The 25874-nt window shown below is 41.5% G+C and carries 18 protein-coding genes and 1 pseudogene; 8 read left to right on the top strand and 11 right to left on the bottom strand.

Annotation, left to right across the window (positions count from 1 at the left end):
• Window positions 1-197 precede the first annotated feature (197 nt).
• Window positions 198-680 carry a transposase gene (locus WN50_RS25950; protein WP_235441133.1) on the bottom strand — a complete coding sequence of 161 codons (483 nt, stop codon included), beginning with the start codon at window positions 678-680 and terminating at the stop codon, window positions 198-200.
• Window positions 681-821: 141 nt separating this feature from the next.
• On the opposite strand from WN50_RS25950, the pseudogene WN50_RS32805 reads away from it, so the two are divergent.
• Window positions 822-923, top strand: a pseudogene (locus tag WN50_RS32805) (transposase); the annotation flags it as partial.
• 556 nt (window positions 924-1479) lie between these two features.
• On the opposite strand, the gene WN50_RS25945 reads toward WN50_RS32805, so the two are convergent.
• Together WN50_RS25945 and WN50_RS25940 are read right to left on the bottom strand one after the other, a co-directional pair.
• Window positions 1480-2064 carry a hypothetical protein gene (locus WN50_RS25945; RefSeq protein WP_046281755.1) on the bottom strand — a complete coding sequence of 195 codons (585 nt, stop codon included), beginning with the start codon at window positions 2062-2064 and terminating at the stop codon, window positions 1480-1482.
• A gap of 182 nt (window positions 2065-2246) precedes the next feature.
• Window positions 2247-5342: an adenylate/guanylate cyclase domain-containing protein gene (locus tag WN50_RS25940; RefSeq protein WP_046281754.1), complete on the bottom strand. Its 3096-nt coding sequence runs from the start codon at window positions 5340-5342 to the stop codon at window positions 2247-2249.
• Between the two features lie 731 nt (window positions 5343-6073).
• Between WN50_RS25940 and WN50_RS25935 the strand changes: the two genes are divergently transcribed.
• The 3 genes from WN50_RS25935 to WN50_RS25925 all read left to right on the top strand — a co-directional run bounded on the left by WN50_RS25935 (window position 6074) and on the right by WN50_RS25925 (window position 9249).
• A complete protein-coding gene (locus WN50_RS25935) occupies window positions 6074-6754 on the top strand; it encodes a Crp/Fnr family transcriptional regulator (RefSeq protein ID WP_046281753.1) in 681 nt (226 codons plus the stop codon).
• A 110-nt stretch (window positions 6755-6864) separates the two neighbouring features.
• Window positions 6865-8667 (top strand): M61 family metallopeptidase, encoded by a 1803-nt coding sequence (locus WN50_RS25930; protein ID WP_046281752.1) that lies wholly within the window; start codon window positions 6865-6867, stop codon window positions 8665-8667.
• A 93-nt stretch (window positions 8668-8760) separates the two neighbouring features.
• Window positions 8761-9249 (top strand): tellurite resistance TerB family protein, encoded by a 489-nt coding sequence (locus tag WN50_RS25925; RefSeq protein ID WP_046281751.1) that lies wholly within the window; start codon window positions 8761-8763, stop codon window positions 9247-9249.
• Between the two features lie 96 nt (window positions 9250-9345).
• Here the strand turns inward: WN50_RS25925 and WN50_RS25920 are convergent, their stop codons facing one another.
• From WN50_RS25920 to rppA, 6 genes are all read right to left on the bottom strand, one after another.
• Window positions 9346-10278 carry a hypothetical protein gene (locus WN50_RS25920; protein WP_046281750.1) on the bottom strand — a complete coding sequence of 311 codons (933 nt, stop codon included), beginning with the start codon at window positions 10276-10278 and terminating at the stop codon, window positions 9346-9348.
• Between the two features lie 247 nt (window positions 10279-10525).
• Window positions 10526-11002 carry a hypothetical protein gene (locus WN50_RS25915; protein WP_046281749.1) on the bottom strand — a complete coding sequence of 159 codons (477 nt, stop codon included), beginning with the start codon at window positions 11000-11002 and terminating at the stop codon, window positions 10526-10528.
• Window positions 11003-11102: 100 nt separating this feature from the next.
• The gene (locus WN50_RS25910) at window positions 11103-14249 is read right to left on the bottom strand and encodes a CusA/CzcA family heavy metal efflux RND transporter (protein ID WP_046281748.1); all 3147 of its coding nucleotides are present in this window, start codon (window positions 14247-14249) and stop codon (window positions 11103-11105) included.
• Window positions 14250-14278: 29 nt separating this feature from the next.
• A complete protein-coding gene (locus WN50_RS25905) occupies window positions 14279-16132 on the bottom strand; it encodes an efflux RND transporter periplasmic adaptor subunit (RefSeq protein WP_046281747.1) in 1854 nt (617 codons plus the stop codon).
• Window positions 16133-16590: 458 nt separating this feature from the next.
• A complete protein-coding gene (gene rppB, locus WN50_RS25900; protein WP_046279342.1) occupies window positions 16591-17964 on the bottom strand; it encodes a two-component system sensor histidine kinase RppB in 1374 nt (457 codons plus the stop codon).
• Window positions 17961-18659, bottom strand: coding sequence for a two-component system response regulator RppA (gene rppA, locus WN50_RS25895; protein WP_046279341.1), 699 nt, complete (start codon window positions 18657-18659; stop codon window positions 17961-17963). Before rppA ends, rppB begins: the two co-directional genes overlap by 4 nt.
• Window positions 18660-18790: 131 nt before the next feature.
• On the opposite strand from rppA, the gene WN50_RS25890 reads away from it, so the two are divergent.
• On the top strand, window positions 18791-19645 hold the full coding sequence (locus WN50_RS25890) for a hypothetical protein (RefSeq protein WP_046279340.1): 855 nt from the start codon (window positions 18791-18793) through the stop codon (window positions 19643-19645).
• A gap of 8 nt (window positions 19646-19653) precedes the next feature.
• On the opposite strand, the gene pstS is transcribed toward WN50_RS25890, so the two are convergent.
• Entirely contained in the window at window positions 19654-20694 is a 1041-nt protein-coding gene (gene pstS / locus WN50_RS25885) for a phosphate ABC transporter substrate-binding protein PstS (protein ID WP_046279339.1), read from the bottom strand.
• 226 nt (window positions 20695-20920) lie between these two features.
• On the opposite strand from pstS, the gene WN50_RS25880 reads away from it, so the two are divergent.
• The 3 genes from WN50_RS25880 (at window position 20921) to WN50_RS25870 (ending at window position 24894) form a co-directional block, all read left to right on the top strand.
• Window positions 20921-21379 carry a hypothetical protein gene (locus WN50_RS25880; protein ID WP_152964931.1) on the top strand — a complete coding sequence of 153 codons (459 nt, stop codon included), beginning with the start codon at window positions 20921-20923 and terminating at the stop codon, window positions 21377-21379.
• Window positions 21380-21694: 315 nt separating this feature from the next.
• On the top strand, window positions 21695-24154 hold the full coding sequence (locus WN50_RS33555) for a PQQ-dependent sugar dehydrogenase (protein ID WP_082172563.1): 2460 nt from the start codon (window positions 21695-21697) through the stop codon (window positions 24152-24154).
• 296 nt (window positions 24155-24450) lie between these two features.
• Window positions 24451-24894, top strand: coding sequence for a hypothetical protein (locus WN50_RS25870; protein WP_046282254.1), 444 nt, complete (start codon window positions 24451-24453; stop codon window positions 24892-24894).
• 156 nt (window positions 24895-25050) lie between these two features.
• Here the strand turns inward: WN50_RS25870 and WN50_RS25865 are convergent, their stop codons facing one another.
• Window positions 25051-25872 carry a hypothetical protein gene (locus WN50_RS25865; RefSeq protein WP_046282255.1) on the bottom strand — a complete coding sequence of 274 codons (822 nt, stop codon included), beginning with the start codon at window positions 25870-25872 and terminating at the stop codon, window positions 25051-25053.
• Window positions 25873-25874 lie beyond the last annotated feature (2 nt).

The raw sequence follows: 25874 nt of genomic DNA, 5'->3' as shown, positions 1-25874 counted from the left end.
CCCCATACCTTAAGTTTTCAAGGTTAATTGCATCGATTAGATGCTGGGTTTTTCAACTGGTTGAATACCCTGCCAGTAGAGTTATTATAGCATTAGAAAGAGCCTTATATCCCCATACCTGAAGGTAGGGGCGTGTGCGGCAATTTTTGGTAAAGAGGTTTATCTTTTTTAGAAATTAAATGAACTACACACATCCGCTATGGCTGAGATGTGTGTTTCTGACGCTTCAACTGAGAAACTTTCTTGAAGCTTCCGCACCAAGTAGAGGTTGTCTCATCCGCGTTTTTAGAGGCACGTTCCATACCCCTGTCTTGGAAAATTGCTCCACTTGGGGACACCCCAAGACCGCATTTTCCGCTTGCGTAATTAAGCATCACCATTGCTGCCGCAACATCTCTATCGCAACGAAGCCCGCATTTAACACAATGATGAACTCTATCTGCTAATGTTTTCTTTTGTTGATGACCGCAGTTAGGGCAGGTTTGTGAAGGCTTTACTTTTTGGGTTGGAATCTCAACATAAAACCCACCTGCTTCGGTGACTTTATATTTAATTAAATCCTTAAGATTCCCAATCCCAACGTCAAGCAATGAACGATTCAGTCCCGACTTTTGACGTTTGTTTTTACCTTTGGATTTGCGAGTCATCCCTTTAAGGTTTAACTTTTCAGTGGCTACCAAGCTATTACAGCTAACGATTTGTGTAGACACTTGATATTGAATTTTAGCGATAGCTTTATTCGCTTTTCTCCAACGTCGTGAAGCTTTAACCCCTCGTTTTGGAGGTCTTTTTCTTCGGGCGGTTTTGGTAATTTTGTTGATGTTGAAAAATATTACTGGGGCAAAGTTTCGTTTTGGTCTAACTCATACTATGTTGCGTCTGCTGAAGGCGAACCGATTGAGGTTCTTAAGAAATATATCCGCGCACCAAGCAAGTTCCTAGAAATCGCTATCCTTCCCCACCCCGCTTTGCGCTCGGGTGGGGACTGCCGCTCAAATCGTTCAAACTTGATCAAATTGAAACGTTTTGATGGCATCGTCATCGGGTGCCTGTGTGTTTTTTACCAAAAATTGCCGCACACGCCCCTACCTTCAGGTATGGGGATATAAGGCTCTTTCTAATGCTATAATAACTCTACTGGCAGGGTATTCAACCAGTTGAAAAACCCAGCATCTAATCGATGCAATTAACCTTGAAAACTTAAGGTATGGGGTTCTTGCAAGAAATGCTTTGGCCATATAAAACCTTAAAGCACCAAGTACAGAGAACAAAGCATTTTTTTCTCAAGTACGGTAGGGCATACCGAAACTATCTCTGAAATGGGATGAACGACTGGGGAGACTCACCCCTCTGGAGTAGGTTAGGAAACTAGCTTGCTGTAAGGGTTGTCAATGAATCAGTAATCCAAAGCCGTGAGGCTTGGAGAATCCCCTTTCTTTAGAAATGGGGAGTATGTCAATGCTATCTGTAATTCCCCTGTTAACGAGAAGTGTGATCAATTTTGCTGTAGATTTCTTGGACAATATCCAGCAGGGTTAAGACTTGTTGCCATTGGGGTAATTGGGGGTTGCTGCTGCTGGCTTGTTCGGCTTTGAGAAGGCTTTGTAATTGGTTGAGTAATTGTTCTGGAGAAGTCGGTGTTTCGTCTAGGTTCAAAGGCGGGTTGGTTGGGGGTTGGGAATCTGAGTCTTCTTCTTCCTCGTCAATGTTTTCGGGCAACTTTTCTTGAAGGTCTTGAGCGGTTTCTGCGAGCATCAATGCTCTTTGAGCGATGTTTTCCGGGGGTTTGGGATATTCGGATAAAGCGATGCGAGACAATTCAAGCAACAGTTGACGAACCTCTTCTAGCCATTGCTTTTGTTCCTGCCAGTTGAGGTGATGATTGAACTTAGCAGTATTTTGTTGAAGGATCTGTGCATTTTGTGCTAGGGGTAGTGCTTCTGTTGATACTCGCTCAGGAAGTCGAGGTAAATCAGAGAGTGAAGCTCGAGCGATTTCGATCAACAGATTGCGAACCTTCTCCAGCCATTCAACATCGGAAAAATGGGAACTCAGTTTAGTCATATCTCAAGCAGGCAGTCTCTCAAATTTTGAAGTTCATCGCCGGGATTTCATAGCGCGAAAATCTTCTAGAATTTTCTAATTCTATACCAATTTTATTCAGTTACACGCTCAAGGCGATCAAAATTGAATCGAAAATTAACATTGTTCTGGATGTCTGCACAGTCGCCATCTCCATAGTCTTTCTACTTTTCTGTCAATTTCCAGACTCCATCCCAGCTTTCATCGGGAGGTGTTGTTGTTTCGTAGAGAATACAACGGTCTACATGAAGTTTAGCGGCTTTATTTTTCGGATCGATTTTCAAAACCTCTAGGAATTCTCGTTTAGCATTTCTAAAGGCTTCTTTGGCATGAGCTGTAAATTCCTTTTTCGCCAGATCAATCAGTTTTCTTAACTGAGGCAGTGACATTTCTTGAGCTTCATCTTCTAGCATCTGTTGAGTTTTCCAATCGACGCTAAATTGTTTAAGTTTAGCCGTTAATAATTTTCTCGCATCGCGAGGGGTAATGGCCTTGACTTTTTCTGTGACTTTTAGGCTGGCTTCTTCTATGGGCATTTGCTTGAACAGGGTGAGTTCTAGGCGGTTGACTGTATTTTCGCCGAGAATGCTGGTGAGTGCTTGCAGTGATAAGTCAAAAATCATATCGGCGAGCAGTTTTTTCTCATCGTAGGAGAGCTTTTTAATTTGAGCTTCGGGTAATTCTTCTAACTGCCCTAACAACTCGACAATCTTTTGTTCAGTGAGTTTTTCTCGAGCGGGTTTGAGATAATATTCTCGGCCTTTGTGGTAGTGATCGATGATTTGTTGTTGTGCTTCGGAGAGGGGACGAGCGAGTTTTCCTTCCCGAATTCCGACTAACTCATAAATTTTGACGGGTTGACTTTTTCCTTTAACGGTGATGTAGTCAAGTTCGCGAACAATTAAGCGTTCGGCGTAGGGATGATAAGCATTGTCACTAATAATAATATCAGTGCCATATTGTTTACTGGTTCCTTCTAGACGAGAAGCCAAATTAACGCCATCTCCGATAGAGGTTAATTCCATGCGTTTGCTGGAACCAATGTTACCACTGATCACTTCATCGGAGTGTAGACCCATGCCTATACTAATCGGCATTAACCCATTAGCAACCCGCAGTTCATTAAATTTGGCTAAACGGTAGCGCATTTCAACGGCTGCTTGCATGGCCATCCAGGGATGATCTTCTAGAGGAGCGGGGGAACCGAATACAGCCATTAACGCATCGCCGATGTATTTATCGAGGGTGCCTTTGTAGCTGAGTACGGTGTCTACCATCTCTTCAAAATATTCGTTGAGCATCGTCACCACTTCTTCGGCTTGTAGCTTTTCGGTGAGGGTGGTGTAGCTTCTAATATCACTAAAGAGAACCGTGACTTGTTTGCGTTTACCGCCTAAGCCGATATCTCCACTGGCGAGTAATTGTTCGGCGACTTCTGGGGTCATGTAGCGGTAAATGAGATTTTTGACTTCTTTTTCGCCGCTAATATCTTCCATGACAACGAGAACCCCACTCACTTTGTCGGGATCATTAATATCAGACATGGAGTTGATCGAGAGGTTGATGCTTTGAGGAGCTTCAGCCGCACCGGATAATAGGGTTTGATCGGGGTAGTATTGTTGTCTATCTTTGGCGTCTTTGGGGTGAAGAGCGTTTTCAAACCATTTGGTAAAATCCCCTTCTTTGAGGTGAATCAGATCAGGGACATAACGACCTTGGGTAACATCAACTGCACTTAAGCCGAGTAAGACTTGAGCGCATTCGTTGGTCGCAATAATTTTGCCATTTTTGTCGGTGGAAATGACTCCGTTGCTCAAACTGCGAAGAATATCGCGCTGCATTTGTTCTTGCTGACGGACGGTTTCAAACAGTTTGGCATTTTGTAGGGCAATTCCAGCTTGGATGTTAAAAGCCCGCATAAAATCCAAATCATTGCGGTTGAAGCTACTTTTCCACTGTTCGGGAGCTTCCGGCCAATTGTCAGGGTCATAGGGGGGATATTCGCCTTGTTTTTTCTTGTTGATCAGTTGTGTAACGCCGATTAATTGATCATCGGAATTGAATACAGGGGTACACATGAGGCTACAAGTGCGATATCCGGTTTTTTGGTCTGTTTCTTTGGATTTGACGGAACGGGGATCATCGTAGACATCAAAGGGGATCAGCAGGGGTTCTCCGCTTTGGGCGACCATTCCAGCAAATCCGGCGGTGGCGGGAATGCGAATTTCGCTGAGTGTGCCTTCGATGGGAATTTTGGTCCAGAGTTCGCCCTTTTCAGCATCGAGGAGCCAGAGGGTACTGCGGTCGGCGTTCATCAGTTCTTTCGCCTGATCCATGACGTTTTTGAGGGTTTCTTCGAGATCCAGACTACATTTACTGAGGGAGTTGACCGCATTCATTAAGGCGCTGGCGGCGCGTTGTTTTTGAGTGGCGGCGTAGAAGGATTTGGAAGATTGAAGAATCAGGCGAATGGAGGGGGCAAATTCGTTGAACAGTTGCTCGTCTTCGTGGGTAAAGCCGATGGTATCGATTTTGTCCTCGAGGGGAACTTCCGGATCGCTTTCGAGTTTGAGTTTGTTGAGGAGTTGAACAACGGCGACTAATTCTTCTTCGTGGAGGAGGGGCATCGCCACCATGCTATAGGTACGATAGCCATTTTTGCGGTCAAATTCCTTGGCGGCATTGGAGCGGGGATCGTCGTAGAAATCGTAAGGAATATTAACGACTTCTTTGAGGGTGGCCGCTTCTCCAGCAATTCCGGCACTGCGAGGAATCCGTAGTTCTAAGGGTTTGCCATCTTCTCCTTTGGCAACAATAGACCAAAGTTCTTGTTTGTCATCATCGAGTAACCAGATGGTTGTCCGATCGGCGCTGAGGAGTTCTCCGGTTTTCAGGGTGATCGAACAGAGCATTTGATTGAGGATAGCCTCAAAGCCTTGGGAGTCCAGTAAGTTATCGAGGATGGAGAGGGTTTCATTGACGGTTTTGAGCTTTTCTTCAACGTCTTTGACAACTTCAACAAAGGTATCTTTGGTTAAAGGGGCCAACAAGGAGGAAAAGTTGCCGTTATTGTTTGACGGAACAATGGCGCTTCCACTTCCATTCGTTGTAGATTGACTGGAAGGTTTGGGGTCTGGAGTTGTAGATGATGTGACTTCCCGATGAGAATGATAACTTTTTGGGCTATCCGATTCACCAATGACATCAATGGTAGTCGAGACTGTTTGCTCTTTGGGATTGCCTGGAGATGCAGATTTCATAGACCTTTACCAAAAAGACCTTAAGTTTAAAATTATCTTTAAAATGCAGTGAACAGCAGGACTTGGAGAATCAGTCGATCTTTGTGAGTTCTGCTGACTGGCGATATTCCTCAGTTTACGTTGTCGGTAGGTCTGTTGTTAAATTGAAGAAGCTTTAAGCAATTTTTGCATTTAGAGCCAGCTCAAAGATGTGTTTATTTCTACCAACTGTTGATTTGAGTTCCAAGAGAATGATTGGATCAGCCTTGAGCGGTGGGAATCGAATTTAGACAACAGACTGAAAAAACTGAGTGATCAGAGTGTGAAGCCCAGAATACAAGTTAGTTAATAGTATAAAGGGAAAGGTTGACATCGGGAAGGAAATCTTGACCCTCTTTTGAATAGTGACCCGTCACTGGTGACTGAAAAACTGTCCCCTGTTCCCTGTCCCTTATTCCCTGTATAGTCTTTTGAGTATGGAAATCGGGAAACTGATATAATTGAGTAGCTTATTCCTGAGTGCTTCTGACGATCCCATAGGGCCATCGTGAACAACACTCTGGCTTTTGGTGATCACTGCCACCTGGCAGGATCAGCAAGTCTAGGCAATCAAAGCCTTTAGGTTCAAGGGGCTAGCTTGTCTAGCGCAGCAGGATGTCTTTGAAATGCAATTGACAATATACCCTCAGACCCCTTGCGGTTAACGCCGAACGTGTGTCAAGTTAGATTAATCTCCAACTGTAGCGAGTTCCATGCAGACTGAAGCTTTCAGTGAGCTTTTTCCCTTATTTAAAGGGGCAAATCCAGAGACATTAGAATGGCTCCTGTCCGTTGCGGTCAAACACGATTATCCGGACAATCGTGCGGTCGTAATGGAGGATGCCTGGGGAAACGCGGTTTATTTTATCGTCTCCGGATGGGTGAAAGTCCGACGATTGTCGGGGGATAATGTGGTGACATTAGCAATTTTAGGCCGGGGTGACTTTTTTGGAGAAATGGCAATTTTAGATGAATCGCCTCGCTCTAACGATGTGATCGCCCTCTCTCCAGTTCGGTTGATCAGCGTTTCTGCTCAACGATTTATTCAAACCTTGTTCAAAGATCCACAGTTGCACCATCGGATGTTGCAGTTGATGGTACGCCGTCTCCGTCAAACCAATCAACGTTATCAGATCCGTCATCGTCCTCCGGCTGTGAAGTTAGCAAATACTTTAGTGGAACTGGCTGAAAATTATGGTCAACTGACTGAAAAACGGGCGGATATCTTTAATATTCCTTACCAAGATTTAGCAGATGTGACGGATATTAGCTTGCAAGAAACTTGCAAAATTATGGAAAAATTGAACAGTAAAGGTTGGATAGAAATTGATGAAGAAAATCAGACGATGCACTTGATTAACCTCAAACACTTAAATCATCTCGCCAGTCAGTAGTTAGTTTAAACGTGAGACTATTGGAATTTCAAACTGAACTGAAGTCGAGAAATCCATAGGATTTTTAAGCCGTTTTTGAACTGAATTGTCCATCCAGAACTCAAAGTTAAATGACAGAAGCAACTCAATCTCGTCCCCGCCTCCAATCTGAACAAATGCCTACCCTGCAATATTGGGTGGCTATGTCTCAACCCCAATCTCATCTGTTTGAAGTCAGATTGAGTATCCGGGTAGATCAGGAGTTGAGGAACTTAGCGAAATCTGGGGTTCTTGATTTAAAAATGCCTGTATGGACACCCGGTTCTTATTTGGTTCGAGAATATAGCCGACACCTGCAAGATTTTCAAGTCTATGATCAGCTTGGAGAACGTCGAACTTGGCAAAAAGTTAGTAAAAATCATTGGCAAGTTGATGTTAATAACGTTCGTGAACTGTTGATTGAATATCGCATTTTTGCGAACGAATTATCAGTTCGCACGAATCACTTAGATAAAACGCATGGCTATTTTAATGGTGCGGCTCTTTTTCTGTATATTCCCGGTTGGGAAAACCATTCGATTTGGGTGACAATTGTGCCGCCAGAAAATTGGGAAGTCACAACTATTTTACCCCCAGTTTTAGATCAAGTCAATACCTTTCAAGCGGCTGATTTTGACACACTGGTTGATAGTCCGTTTGAAATTGGCAATCATCAAATTTATGAGTTTAAAGCTTGTGAAAAATCCCATAAACTCGCTATTTGGGGCGAGGGAAATGGAAAAATTGATCGCTTAATTGCTGATTTTCAAAAAATTATCGCAGAAGAGGCTGAACTGTTTGGCGGTTTACCCTATGATCACTATTTGTTTTTATTGCATTTATCGAGTCAAGGTTTTGGCGGCTTAGAACACAAAGATTGTTGTTCGTTGAATTACCCTCGGTTTGGCTTACGCGACACGGAGAAATATAATCGCTTTATTCAGTTAGTGGCTCACGAATTTTTCCACTTGTGGAACGTGAAGCGAATTCGTCCGAAAGCCTTGGAAGTGTTTGATTATGAGCAAGAAAATTATACGGAGTCTCTATGGTTTTGTGAAGGAACAACCAGTTATTATGATATTGTGATTCCTTGGCGAGCGGGAATTTTTGATGTACAAACCTTTTTTAAGGAACTCTCAAAAGATATTTCGCGCTTACAAATAATACCCGGACGTCAAGTTCAACCCTTGAGTGAATCGAGTTGGGATGCTTGGATTAAACTCTATCGCCGAGATTCTAATAGCGATAATTGTCAGATTTCTTATTATTTAAAAGGGCAAGTCGTATCATTTTTACTGGATTTATTGATTCGTGAACGTCATCGCAACCGTCGTTCTTTAGATGATGTGATGCGGCGGATGTGGGAGGAGTTTGGACGCTTAGAAATTGGCTATACTCCCGAACAACTTAAACAGGTGATTGAATCTGTCGCTGAAACGGATTTAACGGACTTTTTTGAGCGATATATTTACGGAACCGAAGAATTACCGTTTAATGAATTTTTAGAACCCTTTGGCTTGCGACTCAAAGTAGAAAAACCGGATAGCACTCCTTTTCTGGGTTTACAGGTGGCTTCCGATAGTGGACGAGAAGTGATCAAATTTGTGGAAGTGGGAAGTCCTGCACAGTTGGCTGGAATTGACGCCGAAGATGAATTATTAGCCTTAAATGGGTTCCGGGTGAATGCTCAACAATTAAGCGATCGCCTGAAAGACTATAATCCAGGGGATAGGGTGGAATTAACGATTTTTCATCAAGATCAATTGCAAACTTGTTCTGTGATATTAGCAGAGCCTCGTCCAACGAGTTACAAAATTGCTTCGGTTAAAGATCCCTCTCCGCAAAATCAAAGAAACTTTTCAGGATGGTTGGGATGTCCTTACCATAAGTTGTGAGATGATGTGATATATCGAAGCAAAGCATGAAATTAAATTTGCTTTTGTGGAGATGATTTGTTCTTTCAAAATCATACAATTATCGCTATGTCAATGCAAGCACCCCCTCCACCCCCCATTACCCCTCGTCAGATGAATTTGCTGCGAGTTGTGACTGCTATGGCTTGGGCTGATGGACATCTGGCTCAAGAAGAAGTGGCTTTGATGCTTGATGAATTCAGTCGTTTGTTTGCGGTAGGAACTGAACAAGAGAAACTTCAACAAGAATTAACAGAATATTTGATGCAAAATATTCCGTTAGAGGAATTAATTCCGAAGTTGAAAACTCAAGAAGAACGGGAATTAGTGTTGCGGTTAGGTTATGAAGTAATTGGAGCGAGCGCTCGGACTCCTGATGAACCGAATATTAATGAGGATGAAGCTGCTGCTTATCAAAAGCTGGTAAAATTGCTCGATTTACCGGAAGATGTCGTCAAGACTATCGAAGCGGAAGTCGAAGCTAAACCGACAAATGATCCGAATGTAGTTGCGAGGATAACGAAGGAGTTGGGAGCGTTTGTTAAGGGTGAGGAACAAGGTTAGGTTAATCTCACTTTGTGAAAGTTCGCCAGGAATGAAAGAAAAAATATCACTCTTTTTCAGGAATTGACATGAAAACTGGCGAACTTTGCTTTAATTTCAGGAAACTTTTAACCAAAAACTGGATGTAACAATTTTACCATCACGGTTGAATTGTCCCCAAACTTTATAAGTTCCGGGTTGGGGAAATTTTGTCATAAAATGAACTTCATTCGATGGCGTATTTTGCAGTGCGTGAGCATGAATATAATCTGCTTTTGTTAAGGGAGCAGATTGTTTAAAGATGACTAAATGACCTCGTTCACCTAAGTAGGGCTTTAAATCATTAATGGGTTGATTGGTTTTAGTATCTTTTAGGTTAAACTTCAAGGTAACATCTTCACCTGATTTTATCACAGCTTGGGAAGGCGTTAGGCTAACTTCTGTATTTTCTAACGTTTGAATCATATTTTGATCAATTTTAATGGATGAAGAAAGCTGAATTCCAGGAACTTGAGCATTTAAAACGGAAACTTGTTCATTTTCTCCAAGGGGTTTGTAGTCACTGACTAAGCTATAATTTCCGGCTTTAGGAAAGGTGATTTTAGCTTCAAATACACCTTCACCTTGATATTCAGGATGAAGATGATCAAAGACTTCTAAATCATCACTGACAACAATCAGGTGCATTAGTTTTTCTTGAAAAGTCTCAAATTCTGTGATGGGTTTTCCAGTTTTATCTTGAATTGCTATCAAGAAAGTTTGAGGCTGATTAACAATAATTTCAGCAGGTTTTGTCAATTGAGCTTTCGTGACACTCAATGAATCTGAATGCGGTGTCGAATGTTGCTGGTGATGTTGATGATTTGTAGAATCGGAATGTTGAGTAGAATGAGCAGGTTGAGTGTTGTTATTGTCAGAATAATTTTGATGACTTTGATGAGTTTGTTCAGCTTGAGCAGAAGCATTTTTTGAAGGGAAGTTGAGTGAACAACTTTGGAGCAAGCTAAACAGTGATGGAATCGCAAGAGCAGTAATCAAAAAACGATTCATAATGTTAAACACTCTGACTAAACTTTACTGTACTGATAATATTTAAAGTAACATGGCTTTATGAAATCAGAATGAAATTGAGATCATCAGATTACCAGACTTTAGGAAATCCTCAGAGCGTTTTTCCCGAGTCGGAGATTTTTATAACCTCTCCCCCAACCCCTCTCCTACAAAGTGAGGGGAGGAAAATTCTGAATATTATATCAGGATAATATTTGAGGAAAGGGTAGGGTGAGGTTATTAGAGTTCATCGTGTGAAGTTAAACCTTCCATTCACTTTTTCACCGTTTATATCACTTAAGATAGCAACTTTATATTCTCCTTGTTGTTCTCCAGGAAAAAACACTGCATAATGTTTTCCAGCTTCATCATATTCTAAATCTAAGACTTCCTGTTCACCATTCGGGAACTGAACTTGAGCCATGACTTTTGCACCGGGAACCGCTTCATGAGTATCACCACTTTGTAAGTAGAAATCAAGGTGAGTTCCACCGGATTCAGGTAGAGCAACAAACTCTAAATGATAAGCGCCTGCTTCTACAACTTGACCCCCTTTTTGGGGTGCTGAATGGTCTTTTGCTACAGTTTCAGTTGGGGCTGTTTCTACGGAAGTAGGTGCTAAAGTTTCAGTCGTGTTTTGAGTGGTTTGACTGGGGGTACAAGCAGCTAAAAAAATTAATCCAATGCTACTGCTAATAACAAGCTTTGAGAGAAAACGTTTCATTTTTTAAACTCCTAGAATGGTTTTGCAAGCTAGAAATAATTCAAGATTTACCAACTTATTTTAGCTTTTTTTTGAGAATAAAACATTAAAAAATAATATTTTATTTGATGAATACGGAAGTTTCCTCCGTGTTTGAGAAGTCTTGAATCAGGACTGTATTTGTTTTTGATTTGGGGATTAAGTATCGTCCAAATTGAGAATATAAAGCGGGAACAACTAATAGAGTGAGTAGAGTTGAACTAAATAATCCCCCCAATACAACGACAGCTAACGGTTGCAAAATTTCCTTTCCGGTTCCCGTTCCAAAAGCGAGAGGAACCATCCCTAAAGCTGAGGTAAAAGCGGTCATTAAAATTGCTACTAGACGTTCAGTTGAACCGTCAAAAATGACCTGTTTAATGGGGATTCCTTCGGCAATTTTTTGATTGTAGTTATCAACCAATAATAAACCATTCCGAGTAGCGACACCAAACAACGTAATAAAGCCAACCATCGACGCCACAGAAAGAACTCCTCCTCCCAATGCAACAGAAAATATTCCTCCTGTTATGGCTAAAGGTAAATTGAGCATAATCATCACCATTGCAGAAAAAGATTTAACCGCAAAATACATTAAAACAGCAATAACAATTAACGCTAAACTTCCAAAAACCAGTAAGTTTTGACTGGCTCGTTCTTCTGATTCAAATTGACCTCCATATTGAATAAAGTAACCCGTTGGAGGATGAACATCTTGATTGATTTTTTCTTGAATTTCATCGACAACGCTGCCTAAATCTCGACCGGAAACATTCGCAGAAACAACAATTAGACGGGAAACATTTTCTCGGTTGATGGTATTGGGGCCAGTTCCATAGTTAATATTTGCAACTTGCGCCAGAGGAATTTTAGAACCTGTTGGGGTATCAACCCATAAATTCCGAATGGTGTCTAAATTATTGCGATATTCTTCTTTTAACCAGACAATTAAATCAAATAATTGTTGATTTTCTAACACTTGTGAAACCACACGACCATTGAGGGCTGTTTCGACAATTTCTGATAAGTTTCCAATGGTTAAACCATATCGAGCGGCTGCGGAACGGTCAAACTTTATTTGAATTTGTTTAATCGGAACTTGTGGTTCTAGCTGTAAATCAACAATTCCAGAAACCTCACTCATCGCATCTCGAACCTGAGCGCCTAAATTGCGAAGTTCTTGCAAATCTGAGCCAAATATTTTCACGGCGATGGCACTTCTAACGCCTGATAAAACCTCATCCATCCGATGAGAAATAAATCCGCCAATACTGGGGGCAACTCCAGGTAATTTTGCAAATTCTTCTCGCAGTATTTCTATACTTTCTTCCCGATTTTTTAGTCCTAAATCACTGAGTTCTACATCTAAATGTCCTAACGTTACGCCTCCGGCATCTGCATCTCCGGGCGCTCGTCCTGAACGCAGTTGAATTAAGTCAAAATGAGGGTCATCTATTAGTGCATCTTGAATGGCTAAACCCGCTCGATTTGTCATTTCTAAAGAAACACCCGGATAGAGTACCATTGCATTCACTAAAGAGCGTTCTTGAAACTCTGGTAAAAACACTCGTCCGAGTGCAGGAAAGATAGCTAAGGACGCAACAAAAGCAGCAATTGCTGTGAAAATAATCACTTTAGGAAAATTGATGGAAAACTTTAATAACGGTTGATAAAGTTTTTGAGAAAATCGAGAAATCCAAGTATCATCTTCGGGGAGTTGTTGGGAAGCCAGTAAGAACGCACACAAAGCAGGAGAAAGGGTTAACGCAACAAAAGTAGAAGCAAAAATCGAAATTAAATAAGCGACTCCCATCGGTGCAAAAATTCTGCCTTCTACGCCTGTTAAAGTAAAAATAGGCGCAAACACAACCCCAATAATAACGGTTGAAAATATTACACTAACTCGAACTTCAACTGACGTATCATAAACGACTTGAAAGGGATGTTTAGGGTTTGCTAATTGTTGATTTTTTCGCAAGCCTCGATAACAGTTCTCCATATCAACAATGGAGTCATCGACGACGGAACCAATGGCAACCGCTAACCCGCCTAATGTCATGGTATTAATCCCCTGACCCAATAAATTCATAATCATTAATCCGATTAATAAAGACAGGGGAATTGCGCTTAAGGTAATGATAGCCGTTCGCCAGTTCATTAAAAATAAGAGCAAAATAATTGAAACAATAATAATCCCATCTCGCAGGGAATCTCTAACATTTTCTATCGACGCATCAATGAAGTCTGATTGACGAAAAGTAACCGTTACTCTCACGTCAGAGGGTAAGCTGGCTTGTACTTCTTCCATTGCCAATTCTACCGCTTTTGTAACGCTTGGAGTGTCTGCTAAAGGCTGTTTATTCACCATGACAACAACTGCTCTTTCTCCGTTTAAACTACCATCTCCCCGCTTCAAAGCTTCGCCTATTTTGACATCAGCAACATCCCGCAATAAAACAGGTGTACCCTGACGAGCCGTTATCACAGATTGTTCTAAATCTTGAATTGATTCTATTCGTCCAATTCCCCGAATTATTAACTCTTTATCGGGACTAATTAAAAAGCCTCCGGCTGCGTTGGTATTGGCGGCTTCTGCTGCGGTTGTCACGTCTTCTAAAGAAACGTCAAAGGCTTGTAGTTTTGCCGGATTAACTAATACTTGATATTCCCGAACATCTCCCCCGTAAGCAATCACTTGAGTCACACCAGGAACGGCTAATAAACGGTTTGTAATGTCTCTATCTACTAACCGTCGCACATCCATTAAGGTTGTTTTTCCACCGGGTTCGACGGTAAAAGCATATTGAATAATCGTGCCAATGGGTGAAGAAATGGGAGAAATTTGAGGCGTTTCTGCACTGTCAGGTAATTTTTCTGCGGCTTGTTGTAAACGTTCAGTAATCAGTTGTCGAGCGAGATAAATATCGGTTCCCCAATTAAAAGTCACTTTTACCACTGAAAGTCCCACCGCAGAAGCGGAACGAACTGTTTCTAAACCGGGTGTTCCATTGACTGCACTTTCTATTGGTAAAGTCACCAAAGATTCGACTTCTTCCGGCGCTAATCCTGGTGCTTCGGTTTGTATTTCTACTTGCGGGGGTGCAAAGTTGGGAAACACATCTAAAGGCATATTAGAAACGGTATGAATGCCCCAAATGGTAACAATAATTGCACCAATAACGACTAACCAACGTTGAGTTATTGACCATTTTAAAATATTATCTAGCATAAGTCAAGTATCAGAAATCTCATCATTACTTAATCTAAATTCACCAGAGAATCAATAACTTCTCCTGAAACTTCTGTCTGTTTTTCTGATGAGTTTTGACTGCGCCGCCCCAACCAAAATGCCGTTGAAGCAATTAACCCAAACGCCGGAAACACTAACCATCCGGGTACTGTTTGAGGCATTTCTATTCCCATAAGTTGGGGTTTAACTGGGGTGCTGCTATGAGTTTCATCCTCCTGTTTTTCTGCGGTTTTAGTTCCTCCCCGCAATGATTGGGCATAGAGCTGAATTGATCCTTCGGTAACGATTTTATCGCCTTCAAATAAACCCTGGGTAATCTCAACTTGGTTGGCAAATTGCTGTCCGACTGTTACTTCTACGGGTGTAAAATCTTGACCATTTTGTACATAAACCAAGGCTTTTCCGTTGGCTTCTACAATCGCATTTTCAGGAATCGAGATTACAGAATTTGCTGTTTTTTCTGTCATTAATTCCAACTCAGCAAACATTCCAGGTTTGAGCAAATTGTCTTTATTTTCGAGTTCTGCGCGGACTGAAATCACCCGTGTTTCTCCCTCAACAAACGGCGAAATTTGAGCCACACGTCCCTGAAAAACTTGATCGGGTAAACTGGCTACTTTCAGCCTGACGTTCTGCCCTAAACGCACTTGAGCGATATCTTTTTCATAAAGATTTGCAGTTGCCCAAACCTGACTATTATCTTGAATTTTCATTAACGGTAAACCTGCATCATCAACCGATTGACCTAAGGTAATTTCGCGATGACTAACAACTCCCGAAATAGGAGCAGTAATGATGACTTTTCCTTCAGTATTTCCGCCTGTTCCTAACTGTTGAAGTCTAGTTTCATAGGTCGTTTTGCTCAAATTTAGATTAGATTTTGCGGCTTCAAGTTCGGCTGCGGCGCGTTTAAGTTCGGCTTCAGCTTCCAAAACTTCTCGTTTTTGGTTCGCTCGAATTAATTGCGCTTCCGCTTCGGCGAGTAACGTTTCTGACTCCCGCAAGTCACGCACAGGTAAGTCTATTTCTGCTTGTTTAACTTCGGTATCTGCACTCAAAACATCCCGACGACTTTGAGCGCGAGCGAGATCAGTTTTTGCGTTGGCTAACCGTTCTTTTGACTCTAAAAAATTACGTCTGGGTAAAGCACCCGCATTCGTTAATTCTTCATCTCGTTGATAGTTTTCTAAGGCGACTTCTAAAGTAGTTTCTGCTTGTTCAATTTCGGCTTTAGCGATTTCAATTTGACGCTGATAATTTTCTCGCGTGACTCCAACAACTGCACCTCTTTCAACAATGGCTTTATCTCGTTCGTAGCGCAGTTGAGCCGCTTTTAATTGCTCATTTGCTTGTTCAATTTCGGCGGCGGCGATATTTTTTTGACGTTGATAATTTTGTTGGGCGAGTTCTAAATTAGCTTCAGCTTGTTTGAGGTGGGCTTCGGCTTCGCCTTGATTTTGTTGGGCTTCAACTCGCAATGAAACTAACTCTGGACTGGATAATACAGCAACGACTTGTCCTTGAGAAACGGTATCTCCGGGTTCAACTAATAATTCAATCACTTTTCCGGCTAAGGGGGAGGTGATTTCAACCGTTTTTCGGGGTAAAGTTTCGATTTGTCCTGTGGTTTTTATCCCGATATTCATAAAGTCTCGTGTTACAGGTTCGATGCGAATTCCTAAACGTTGAAGGGTTTGAGCATCCACTGTAATTCCACTGGGCGTAGTCGCTTCAGACTCACTATGAAATTCATCTCCATGTCCAGCGTGTGCGAAAACAGGTATCGGACTCATCAAGAAAATCAGGCTGAGAAGCACTCCAGAAGATTTCAAAAATGATAGGAGATAAAAGGGCTGGTTCATAATATCTGTCTAGCTCATAAGGGTAAAATATTAACAGTAAAATCTGCTTTGGCAATGCTGACACTGGCAGAATTTAAAAATATAGCTTGAGTATTGCACAGAAAAATGAAATGAGGATGAAATTTATATTTTCTGTACAAATATATATTTCCCGTCAATAAATTATATAAACCCTTTGTAGGGGCGGGTTCCGAACAAATGTATGTTTCCCATCAATAAATTATATAAACCCGCCCCTTTCTTCGCCGTTCCCTTTTTTCGATTTTATATATAGCGGTGTGCGCTCGTATGAGGTACAAACCAGAAACCCGGTTTCTACCCCATTTTTTCGGGGCGGGTTTATTGAGGTTTTTTGTAACTCACATACATGAATGGGGAACCCGCAGACGGGGCGGGTTTATTGAGGTTTTTTGTAAGTCACATACATCAATGAGGAACCCGCCCCTACAAGGTAAATATCAATTTTTTAAAGGTAATTTAACGGTAAAAATACTTCCTTTTCCTTTGTCACTTTCTACTTCTATTGTACCCTGATGAGCGTGAATAATTGCTCGAACAATGGCGAGTCCTAATCCTGATCCTCCTGTACTCCGAGAGCGATCGCTATTTATGCGATAAAATCGGTCAAAAATTTTGCTTTGTTCTTCTTGAGGAATGCCGATTCCTGTATCTTGAACTTGAATAATTCCATAATGCAAACTATTATCTAAAATAATTGTAACTTTGCCACCGGGTAATGTATATTGTATTCCATTGGTAGCTAAATTAAAAATCACTCGATAAAGTTGAGCTTCGTTTCCCTGAACATAAACTGATTTTTTAACCCGATTTTGGGTTTGCAGTGTCACTTTAAATTCAATTGCTAAGGCGGCGAGTTCTTCTGAGGTATCGCTGATTAAATCATTAAGACAACAGAGATTTTGAGAGGATAATATTGTTTTTTGTTCCAGGCGAGACAGCCATAATAAATCCTGAACCAATTGAGAAAGACGATGATTTTGTCGTTCAATCACTTCTAAGGTTTCTCGGGCTTGATTTTGACTCAAAGGTTGCAGATTTAAAGTCGATTCTACTGTGGCTCGAATGGCGGCTAAAGGGGTGCGTAATTCATGGGCAGCATCGGCTGTAAATTGTTGAATTTGTTGGTAAGATTGATAGATAGGCTGCATGGCAATTCCGGCTAATTTCCAACTGGCAACTGCAACACCTATAAGAGTTAAAGGCAACCCTAACCCCATAATTAAACGAACGTTCGTTAAATATTCATCAAAATCTTGTAGCGATCGCCCTAATTCTAACATCCCCCAGATTTGATTATTGCGAGTATGGAGTGGAGTAGAATAAAATAAGTAACGATTGCCTGGATTATCTTCTAAAGTTTGCCAAGGTTCTGAAGTCGATTTTAACGGTAATATGGGAAATTGTGAACCCGATACAGCGACTAAGTTTCCCGCCGTATTAAACAGGCGAACCGAGTAAGAATTACCACTGATAATTTTATATTGATGGAGAGGAGAAGAATGAGAATTTAGGGGAGAAAGCTGATTTTGATTATTTTTGGTACAATCAATTTCAGCTTCTATTACACATAACTCGGGTAATATTCGCCAAACATCCGGCTCAAATTGTTCAGGGGCTTTCAAAACAGTTTCCAGGCTATCATGTAACGTTCCAGCGACGGCAGCAATTTCTCGCTCAACGGTGATTTGATGAGCATGAAAAATCGCTTCATAAACGCCAAAACCAGATAAACTTAAAATAATTCCCATGACTCCCGCATACCAACTGGCAATTCGCCAGCGAGTTTGTTGAAAGAGTTGATTTTGGTTCATGTTTTAGGGAGTGAAAAACGATATCCAAGTCCATAAACGGTTTCAATATAATCATCACATCCAATTTCTGCAAGCTTGCGGCGAAGTAAGCGAATTTGAGCGGCGACAACATTACTTTCGGGTTCCGATCCCACTTCCCAGAGTTGATTTAACAGGCGATCGCGCGTTATAATTTGTTGAGGATGTCGCATAAAATGATCAAGCAGTTGAAATTCTTTATTCGTTAGGGCGAGGGTTTGAAATTCACCATTAAGCTGTTGACAAGATAGGGTAAATAGGCGATAATCAAGAATAAGATTTCCGAGTTTTAATTGTTCAGATTGAAACTGAGGCGATCGCCGTAATAATGCTCTCAATCTGGCGAGTAACTCCCCCATTCCAAAGGGTTTTACGAGATAATCATCAGCTCCCGCATCTAACCCTAAAATTTTATCGGCTTCTGTATCTTTGGCGGTGAGCATCAAAATGGGAATTGAACAGCCTTGTTGTCGCAATTTCTGACAAAGTTTCAGTCCAGACAGTCCAGGGAGTAACCAATCAAAGATGGTCAAAGTATAATCCGTCCATTGACTTTCGAGATAATCCCAGGCTTGTTCACCATTCATTACCCAGTCAACAATATAACTGTTTTGAGTCAAGGTTCGTTTAATCGCTTCTCCTAAATCGGGTTCGTCTTCCACCAATAAAATTTTCATAGCTAGGTGAATTGCCTTAAATTCTCTGATTCGCTAATATTATTCTAGTGTAATGTTTCCTACCGAACAGTCTATCAAAACGATAAGATCATCTTGTTCAACTCCTCGTTTGTGAGTAATGACCAACGAAAATGTCTAATTTAACTGATGATATTACTAAACAAGCTCACCCCCAAAATATTGTTGCGATTATTCAAATTCTTAAGCAGCAATTAAGTGAAATGGGAATTCAAACCCGAGCTATTTTTGTAGATGGAGTTTTGCAACTGTTGTGTGAAGCTCCACGACCGGAACAACTCGAACCCTCGATCATTATAACCAGAGTCCGAGCAATTTTAGAATCGATTTCACCCCGTTATATTCGTCGAGTCCGAATTAATAGCCGCATTCTTCAAGCACAACAACTCCTGTGGTTTGAAGAGATTAACCGCAACCCGAATCGTCAACTGTTGTGGTACGAAGATATTATCCTCAAAAAGCCTTCCCTTGGGCAACAACTCATGGGAATGATTCAAGACTGTCAACTGTACAGCCAGACTTGGACTGTTCCCAGACAAAATTCTACAGATAATATTCAACAAAATCAACAATTTAACCGAGGCTTAGTCGGCGGAATGGTTGTGAGTATTGCTGCATTATTGGTGGGTTTTGCTATTTATCAATGGCTCAATACCCAAACCTCAAACCCCGTACAAACCCCACCTACTCCTGTTGCTACACCTTCACCTGTTCCTGAAAACTCACTCTCGAACTCAGAAATATTTGCCCAAGCGGTTCGACTCGCTCAAGAAGCGGTAACAGCAGGAGAAGTGGCTCAAACCGCTCAAGAATGGTCAGAAATTGCCGAGAAATGGCAGAAAGCCGCAGAGTTAATGGAAGCAGTTTCCCCTGAATTTTCCCGCTATGCTACCGCTCAAAATCGAGCCGCTCTTTATCGTCGAAATCAAGAAGTTGCCCAGGATGAAGCATTCAAACTGAGAGATTAATTCACCTACTAATTCGCGGCAACAACTTTTTGTTGTATCATCTCAACAACACTGGTGGCTACAGGTTGAGGAATGCGAGTATATTCTAAGCTTTGATTTAAGCCTTGACCTTCGCTCATTACCCAATTAACCATATTTTTGACCGCATTTGCTTTGTCTGGGCTATCATAATTTTGCTTAACCAATATCCAAGTAATCCCGACAATTGGATAACCTTGTTCTGGGTCTTGAAGGTTAGAGGCGCGAAAATCGTTCAAAAACCGTACACTTTGCAAAGCTTTGGTTGTTTCTTCAAAAGTCGGTGCGACAAACTGACCTGCTAAATTTTCCAGTTGAGCGGTTGGAAGATTATTTTGACGGGCGAAAGTATCCTGAACATAACCAATCGCCCCTTGAGTTTGTTTGACTTGGTTGGCAACTCCGGCATTTTGAGGGCCTTTGAGGGGGCTTCCTGGCCAGTTCGGGAGCTGAGAGACGTTAACCGTTTTTTGAAATAGGGGACTGGTTGCGCTGAGGTGGCGAGTAAAAATATAGGTCGTACCGCTCCCATCTTCGCGCACAACGGGCTTAATCGGTAAATTTGGCAAATTCACTCCCGGATTGGCTTTGGCGATTTTGGGGTCATTCCATTGGGTGATTTTTCCCATGAAGATTTCGGCTACCGCAGATCGAGGGAGTTTCAAGTTAGAGACACCCGGTAAATTAAAGACAACAGCGACAGCGCCGCCTGCGGTGGGAACTTGCACGACTCCTTTTGACATTTTATCAATCTCGGACTGACTCGGAGGGGCATCTGTTCCACCAAAATCAACGGTATTAGCGATAAATTGTTCAATTCCGGCGCCGCTTCCGACTGCATCATAACTGACGGTAATCCCTGTACTTTTTTTAAATTCCTCAAAATAACGTTTGTACAAGGGTGCGGGAAAAGATGCGCCTGCGCCTTTGAGAGAAACGGCGACGGCTTGGCCAATTGTACCGAATGAAAGGGCGACAACTGCAACTGAAGCGGTTAGGGTTCGTTGCCAAGCTGAATTTACAGTGATCATGTTTTGAACCTCAACTTTAAAATAGAAATTTCTAGAAAGATAGCGTAACTATATCAAAGTTTTTGAGAGTATTTTTATAGTGTTTAAATTTTTTAAACTTCTCCGGTCAATGCTTGTCTCTGCGTACCTGAGCTGGTAAAATTAACCTGATGTTAAACTTATTTTAATTTAAGTTAAACTCTTAAACAAAGCTTAATCAATGATTGATTTTTTTGAGTTGCTCCGAGTGAAACAATTATTCATAATTCCTAAAACGGTCTGGTTTTATTTCTTCGCGTTATTATTGGGCTATACTCTTTTGGGCTGGCTATTAACGGCGTTTGGGGCAAATCGCTTCGTTTGGTTGGGAACATTAGCTGTTACCTTCCATTTAGCTTTATCAGGAACAGAAGCGATTTTACTGGCGAATGCTTGGGTGTTAATGGTTGTCTTTACAGCCGTTTTGCGAAAAACTTGGCCGCTATTTTTAGGGGGTTATCTTCCCTACAAAAATGCTCCTTTGTGGGCTATTATTATGATGGTATTTTGGTTTTTTGCCATTTTATTGATCGTTTTTCTGGCTTGGACTCGTCAAAAGTTACAGACAATGGGTTGGAATGAAAGACAAGCTTGTTTGAGTTTAGTTGCTGTAACGGGAACAGCTTTAAGCCTGGGATGGATGGTTTTTCAACTCTCTTTTCCCTAGTCAATCTCCCCAAATTCGCCCGAGAAAAGGCCGAGTTAATGGATGAGCGGTGGATGATTGACCCTGTACGCCATTTTACATCTGCACAAATAGTCCCGGTTTTTAGGAAAAGTTTAAAGATTTATTAAAAACAGATAAAATCTGTTGTCTTCTCCCCCCAAAATTAGCTATATCTAAATACAGAAAAAAAAGTTTAAACTTCCCTCAATTAGATGAAACGAAATATTCAGGGCAAGTTGTCACTCAAAAATGAGAACTATCATTGAGTTCGCCCCTCAAATTTTTGAAGCCGTAGAAAATGACAAAATCTGCCCTATGAAAAAGTCAAGCCTGATTAAGAAATCTAGCTTTCTTTATTGGATTTGTAGTGTTTTTTTTGCGGCGATCGCATTTGCTAGTATTTCCGAGGCTCAGATTACCCAAAATCCAATTCCCGAACCGATTGAAAAGTCAAAACTCTCTATCGGATTAGAAGAAGTAGTAAAGATTCCTGATAGCGGGAGTGAGAAAAATAAGAACAAGGCGGCTCGATTGAATCTGCTTCTTTCCCCTGGCGACGGTAGCGGACGGTTATTTGTTAATGATATGCGCGGCAAACTCTATGTGATTGTTGACCGTACTGCCACCGTTTACATGGATGTTAAAAGTTTAGTCGGTCAAGGGTTTCACGACCAATCGGGACAGCAAGGATTTTCCTATTTTGCCTTTCACCCAGAATTTGCTAAAAATGGAATTTTTTATACTGTTACCAGCGAAGATAAACACACTGGAACACCGGATTTTCCGGTTTCTAAACCCATTATTAATAGCAAAGGTGAGAGGGTAGAAAGTTCTCACCATGACGTCATTCGGGAGTGGAAAACGACAAACCCTTCGGCTAATACATTTTCTGGAACAGTGCGAGAAATCCTTGGCATCGAAGAACCCTACGCCGATCACAATACAGGACAATTGGCCTTTAATCCCAACGCCAAACCCGGTGAAGCCGATTATGGAATGCTTTACATCGCCGTAGCCGATGGCGGTAGTGACGGTTTTCCGGTGAGCAAAACAGACCCCCTCGATAATGGACAGGATTTGAGTACACCCTTAGGAAAAATTCTACGCATCGATCCCTTTGGAAATAATAGCGCCAATGGCAAATATGGCATTCCTGATGATCATCCATTTGTAAACGATAACAACCCGAAAACACTGGGGGAAATCTGGGCCTATGGATTGCGTAATCCTCATCGTTTTAGCTGGGATACCGGTGGCGAAGGTAAGATGTTAATCGTCGATACGGGTCAAACTTTTATCGAAGAAGTAAATCTCGGGAAAAAAGGCGGCAATTACGGTTGGGGAGAGCGTGAAGGGACTTGGGTTGTCGATCAAAATAACGAAAATGTCGTTTATGAATTACCCGAAAATGATGCCGATTTTAATTACATCTACCCCGTTGCCCAATATGACCATGATAGACCGCCCGGGCTGACTGAGTTTTATGGAATTGCAATTACAGGAGGTTTTGTTTACCGGGGAAGCGCCATTCCTGAATTGGTGGGTCAGTATATTTTTGCAGACTTTGGCAGTGACGGGCGATTTTTCCACGTTCCTGTCGATGAACTGGTTGAGGGGAAACAGGCGACGATTAAAGAACTCAGACTCTTTGAAGGAGAAAAAGAACGCTCGTTTCTGGAAATGGTGGGTCAAAACCGAACCGACGTCCGATTTGGGATAGACGAAGCCGGAGAACTCTATGTAACATCCAAACAAGATGGGAAGGTTAGAAAAATTGTCCCCTCACCGGAGTCTGGCAACTATCAAAGCCAACAACAGTCGGAAATATCTACTGCTGTCGGCACGATTACACCTACAGTTTACAATGGGCGTAGCGGCCTTCGCCTCAGCGATGGTCGCACTGAGGCGGTTATCGTCCCGGAAATTGGGCGAGTTATGGGTTATGGTTTTGTGGGGGGTTCTAACTTGTTGTGGAATTCACCCCGGAAAACCTACGGTAAAAATCAATGGAAAAACTGGGGCGGCGATAAAACTTGGCCCGCACCTCAGCTATGGTGGCCGGCGATCGCCGGGCGGAAATGGCCTCCCGAGCAGGCTTGGGATGGTAACGCCCACACCGCAAAGATTCTAGCCAATAATCACTTACAGATGACCAGTGAAGTAGCAAAAGGCTTTGGTGCGCGGGTGGTGCGTGAGTTTTGGTTTGAGGATAATGGGGATTTTGCGATCGCGCAAACTGTGGAAAAAGTCAAGGGAGAACCGTTGCTTCTATCGATTTGGAACGTTACTCAACTTCAACCCCCAGATGCTATGTTTATACCACTCAATTCCCAAAGTGTATATAAACAAAATTTTCATTGGATCAATCCTCCGAAGAATGAGTCACCCATTGTCAAAATTACACCGACTTTATTACAGGTGCGTCCCTCTGTGGGAGTCTCTACGAAAAACAGCTATAAGATTGGGGCTGATAGCCCGGTTATTGCCCTAGCTGCCGTTTTTGACGGCGTGGCTATGATAGAAAAAGCAACTCGCTCTGATGGCGAATACCCAGATGGGGCGGTAGGCGGTGCTGGTTTTCCTGTAGAAGTGTATAACAATGGGGATGCTCTAGAAAATTATATTGAATTAGAACTGCTTTCTCCACTGCATCTTTTTAAAAACGGCGATCGCTATCAGCATACTGTCCGTTGGAGTCTTCATCATCTGCTTTCCAGTGATGTTAATGCCATGACGACACGGGAGGCTATTGAAAAGCTTTTCAACGGGAACTGATGTCGGGTACTCTCAGCTTTGCTATCTTTACGCCGATCAACTCCAACCCTTTTTTCCGATCCATGAAACCGCCCTGGATTTCATATGAAATACTTAAATATTTGCGTGACTATGATGAATGGGGAGGTGGGGAGTTCACAAGTCAGAAGTCGTGATCTCAGTCGTCAGAACTTGTGTAGGGGCGGGTTCTTCCTAAGTGTCTGTTTTCCCAGAAATCAGTTAAATAAACCCGCCCCGGAGATGGGGAGAAAGATGTGTAGCATTATTTGTCGTATTTGATATCACGATTTCATCTAATGAATCAACCGAAATTTCAACCCAAAAATCAAACTTCCGTACCTTATCAGAATCGCACGCCAGAATATTATCTGAACAAAATTCAACCTCATATTTTATCGAGTTTTAATTCTGAACAAATTACGGCTATTCAAGATATTTTAGAAGAAGCTATTCCCAAACATTCTCCGAAAATTGTAGACTTGAGGTTAACTGTTGATCTGATTTTATCTCGTTTTTATCTCGTTTTATTGGTTGGTAAAGAACGACGGCGCGGACAGCGTGAATATCCCGTTAGAGGAATCACTCGGATCGGAAATCTGATCGCTGCAACTTTATTATTAATTGCGATTAACTTGCTGATTAGTGCGTTTATTTTTTTGTTCCTTTATTTGATAAAATCAGCATTAGGAATTGACTTGTTTTCAGGAGAACACCTCAGCGATCAACTCAAAAAGTTTTAAAACATTCCTTGCAAAACCTCTCGAATCACCTCAGATGAAACTTGATCGGTAATCGTCACAACACCAATTTCTTTCGGTAAAATCAACCGAGTTTTGTTCAGAGAAAAACTTGATTTTTTTGAGTCATTAATTTAGTTAGATAATGCTGATTTTTTCTCATCCAGCGTTTAAATTAGGAGGAGGATCAAACAAGCTGATAGAATCAGTGGAGAGAAAAGCTTCAGTTAAGTCATCCATGTTTAAAAAGGAGATAGCATTAGTAACCTCGGAAAATTCATATCTTTTTATCTCACCTAGATTTGAATGGATTTCAACAGATACTTTATTAACTTCTCGAGTTAGAGCATTATCTAAAATTTTTAAAACCGTCTGTTCAAGATTATTTTTGATAGAACTAACCATTTCTTCTCCTATTTCAGCTTTTTCATCTGGACTTAGACTGCAATATTGACTCCAAGCTTGAGAAGCTATCTCTCTATCTTTTTCTCTCCAATTAAATTCTATATTGTGTTGACTTAGCAATTCACAGATCAATTGGAAGGGTATCATAAAAATATTAATATCATAACTTGTCATCATCGCCAAAGAAGTGGTTGTCCAGTTTCCTGCTAATACAGCAATTGAACTTCTGATACTGGAATATCTTCTTCTTAAAGCCGAGTGAGTATTACAAATCCAACTCCCTTTATCCCGATTATGTTTGGTATAGCGAAGATACTTAGATTCAAATAGTATAATAGGCTGCATTGCATGATTAGCAATAACAGCATCAATTTTATACTGTGTTCCAAATTGATCATACATCACTAATATTTTTCTGGGCTTTCCCTGCTTTGTGTTTCCTGCTCCTTCACTAATAAAGTGATATCCTTCTTGATCTGCAATCTGTTCAAGAAAAGTATTAAGTGCTTTTTCGAGTTCAGATCCAATTGCTTCCCCCAAAGCACTGCCAGGGTTTTGTATATTCATATTATTCATAG

This window comes from Limnoraphis robusta CS-951 (genome assembly GCF_000972705.2).
Note: the sequence above shows the minus strand (reverse complement) of the source record. Positions and strands in the feature narration are given on the sequence as shown.

Excerpts from the sequence above, each read along its gene's own strand:
- WN50_RS25935 (WP_046281753.1), top strand. The coding sequence starts at position 6,074 with ATGCAGACTGAAGCTTTCAGTGAGCTTTTTCCCTTATTTAAAGGGGCA.
- pstS (WP_046279339.1), bottom strand. The coding sequence starts at position 20,694 with ATGATCACTGTAAATTCAGCTTGGCAACGAACCCTAACCGCTTCAGTT.
- WN50_RS25930 (WP_046281752.1), top strand. The coding sequence starts at position 6,865 with ATGACAGAAGCAACTCAATCTCGTCCCCGCCTCCAATCTGAACAAATG.
- WN50_RS25925 (WP_046281751.1), top strand. The coding sequence starts at position 8,761 with ATGCAAGCACCCCCTCCACCCCCCATTACCCCTCGTCAGATGAATTTG.
- WN50_RS33555 (WP_082172563.1), top strand. The coding sequence starts at position 21,695 with ATGAAAAAGTCAAGCCTGATTAAGAAATCTAGCTTTCTTTATTGGATT.
- WN50_RS25945 (WP_046281755.1), bottom strand. The coding sequence starts at position 2,064 with ATGACTAAACTGAGTTCCCATTTTTCCGATGTTGAATGGCTGGAGAAG.
- WN50_RS25920 (WP_046281750.1), bottom strand. The coding sequence starts at position 10,278 with ATGAATCGTTTTTTGATTACTGCTCTTGCGATTCCATCACTGTTTAGC.
- rppA (WP_046279341.1), bottom strand. The coding sequence starts at position 18,659 with ATGAAAATTTTATTGGTGGAAGACGAACCCGATTTAGGAGAAGCGATT.
- rppB (WP_046279342.1), bottom strand. The coding sequence starts at position 17,964 with ATGAACCAAAATCAACTCTTTCAACAAACTCGCTGGCGAATTGCCAGT.
- WN50_RS25865 (WP_046282255.1), bottom strand. The coding sequence starts at position 25,872 with ATGAATAATATGAATATACAAAACCCTGGCAGTGCTTTGGGGGAAGCA.
- WN50_RS25890 (WP_046279340.1), top strand. The coding sequence starts at position 18,791 with ATGTCTAATTTAACTGATGATATTACTAAACAAGCTCACCCCCAAAAT.
- WN50_RS25940 (WP_046281754.1), bottom strand. The coding sequence starts at position 5,342 with ATGAAATCTGCATCTCCAGGCAATCCCAAAGAGCAAACAGTCTCGACT.
- WN50_RS25910 (WP_046281748.1), bottom strand. The coding sequence starts at position 14,249 with ATGCTAGATAATATTTTAAAATGGTCAATAACTCAACGTTGGTTAGTC.
- WN50_RS25915 (WP_046281749.1), bottom strand. The coding sequence starts at position 11,002 with ATGAAACGTTTTCTCTCAAAGCTTGTTATTAGCAGTAGCATTGGATTA.
- WN50_RS25905 (WP_046281747.1), bottom strand. The coding sequence starts at position 16,132 with ATGAACCAGCCCTTTTATCTCCTATCATTTTTGAAATCTTCTGGAGTG.
- WN50_RS25870 (WP_046282254.1), top strand. The coding sequence starts at position 24,451 with ATGAATCAACCGAAATTTCAACCCAAAAATCAAACTTCCGTACCTTAT.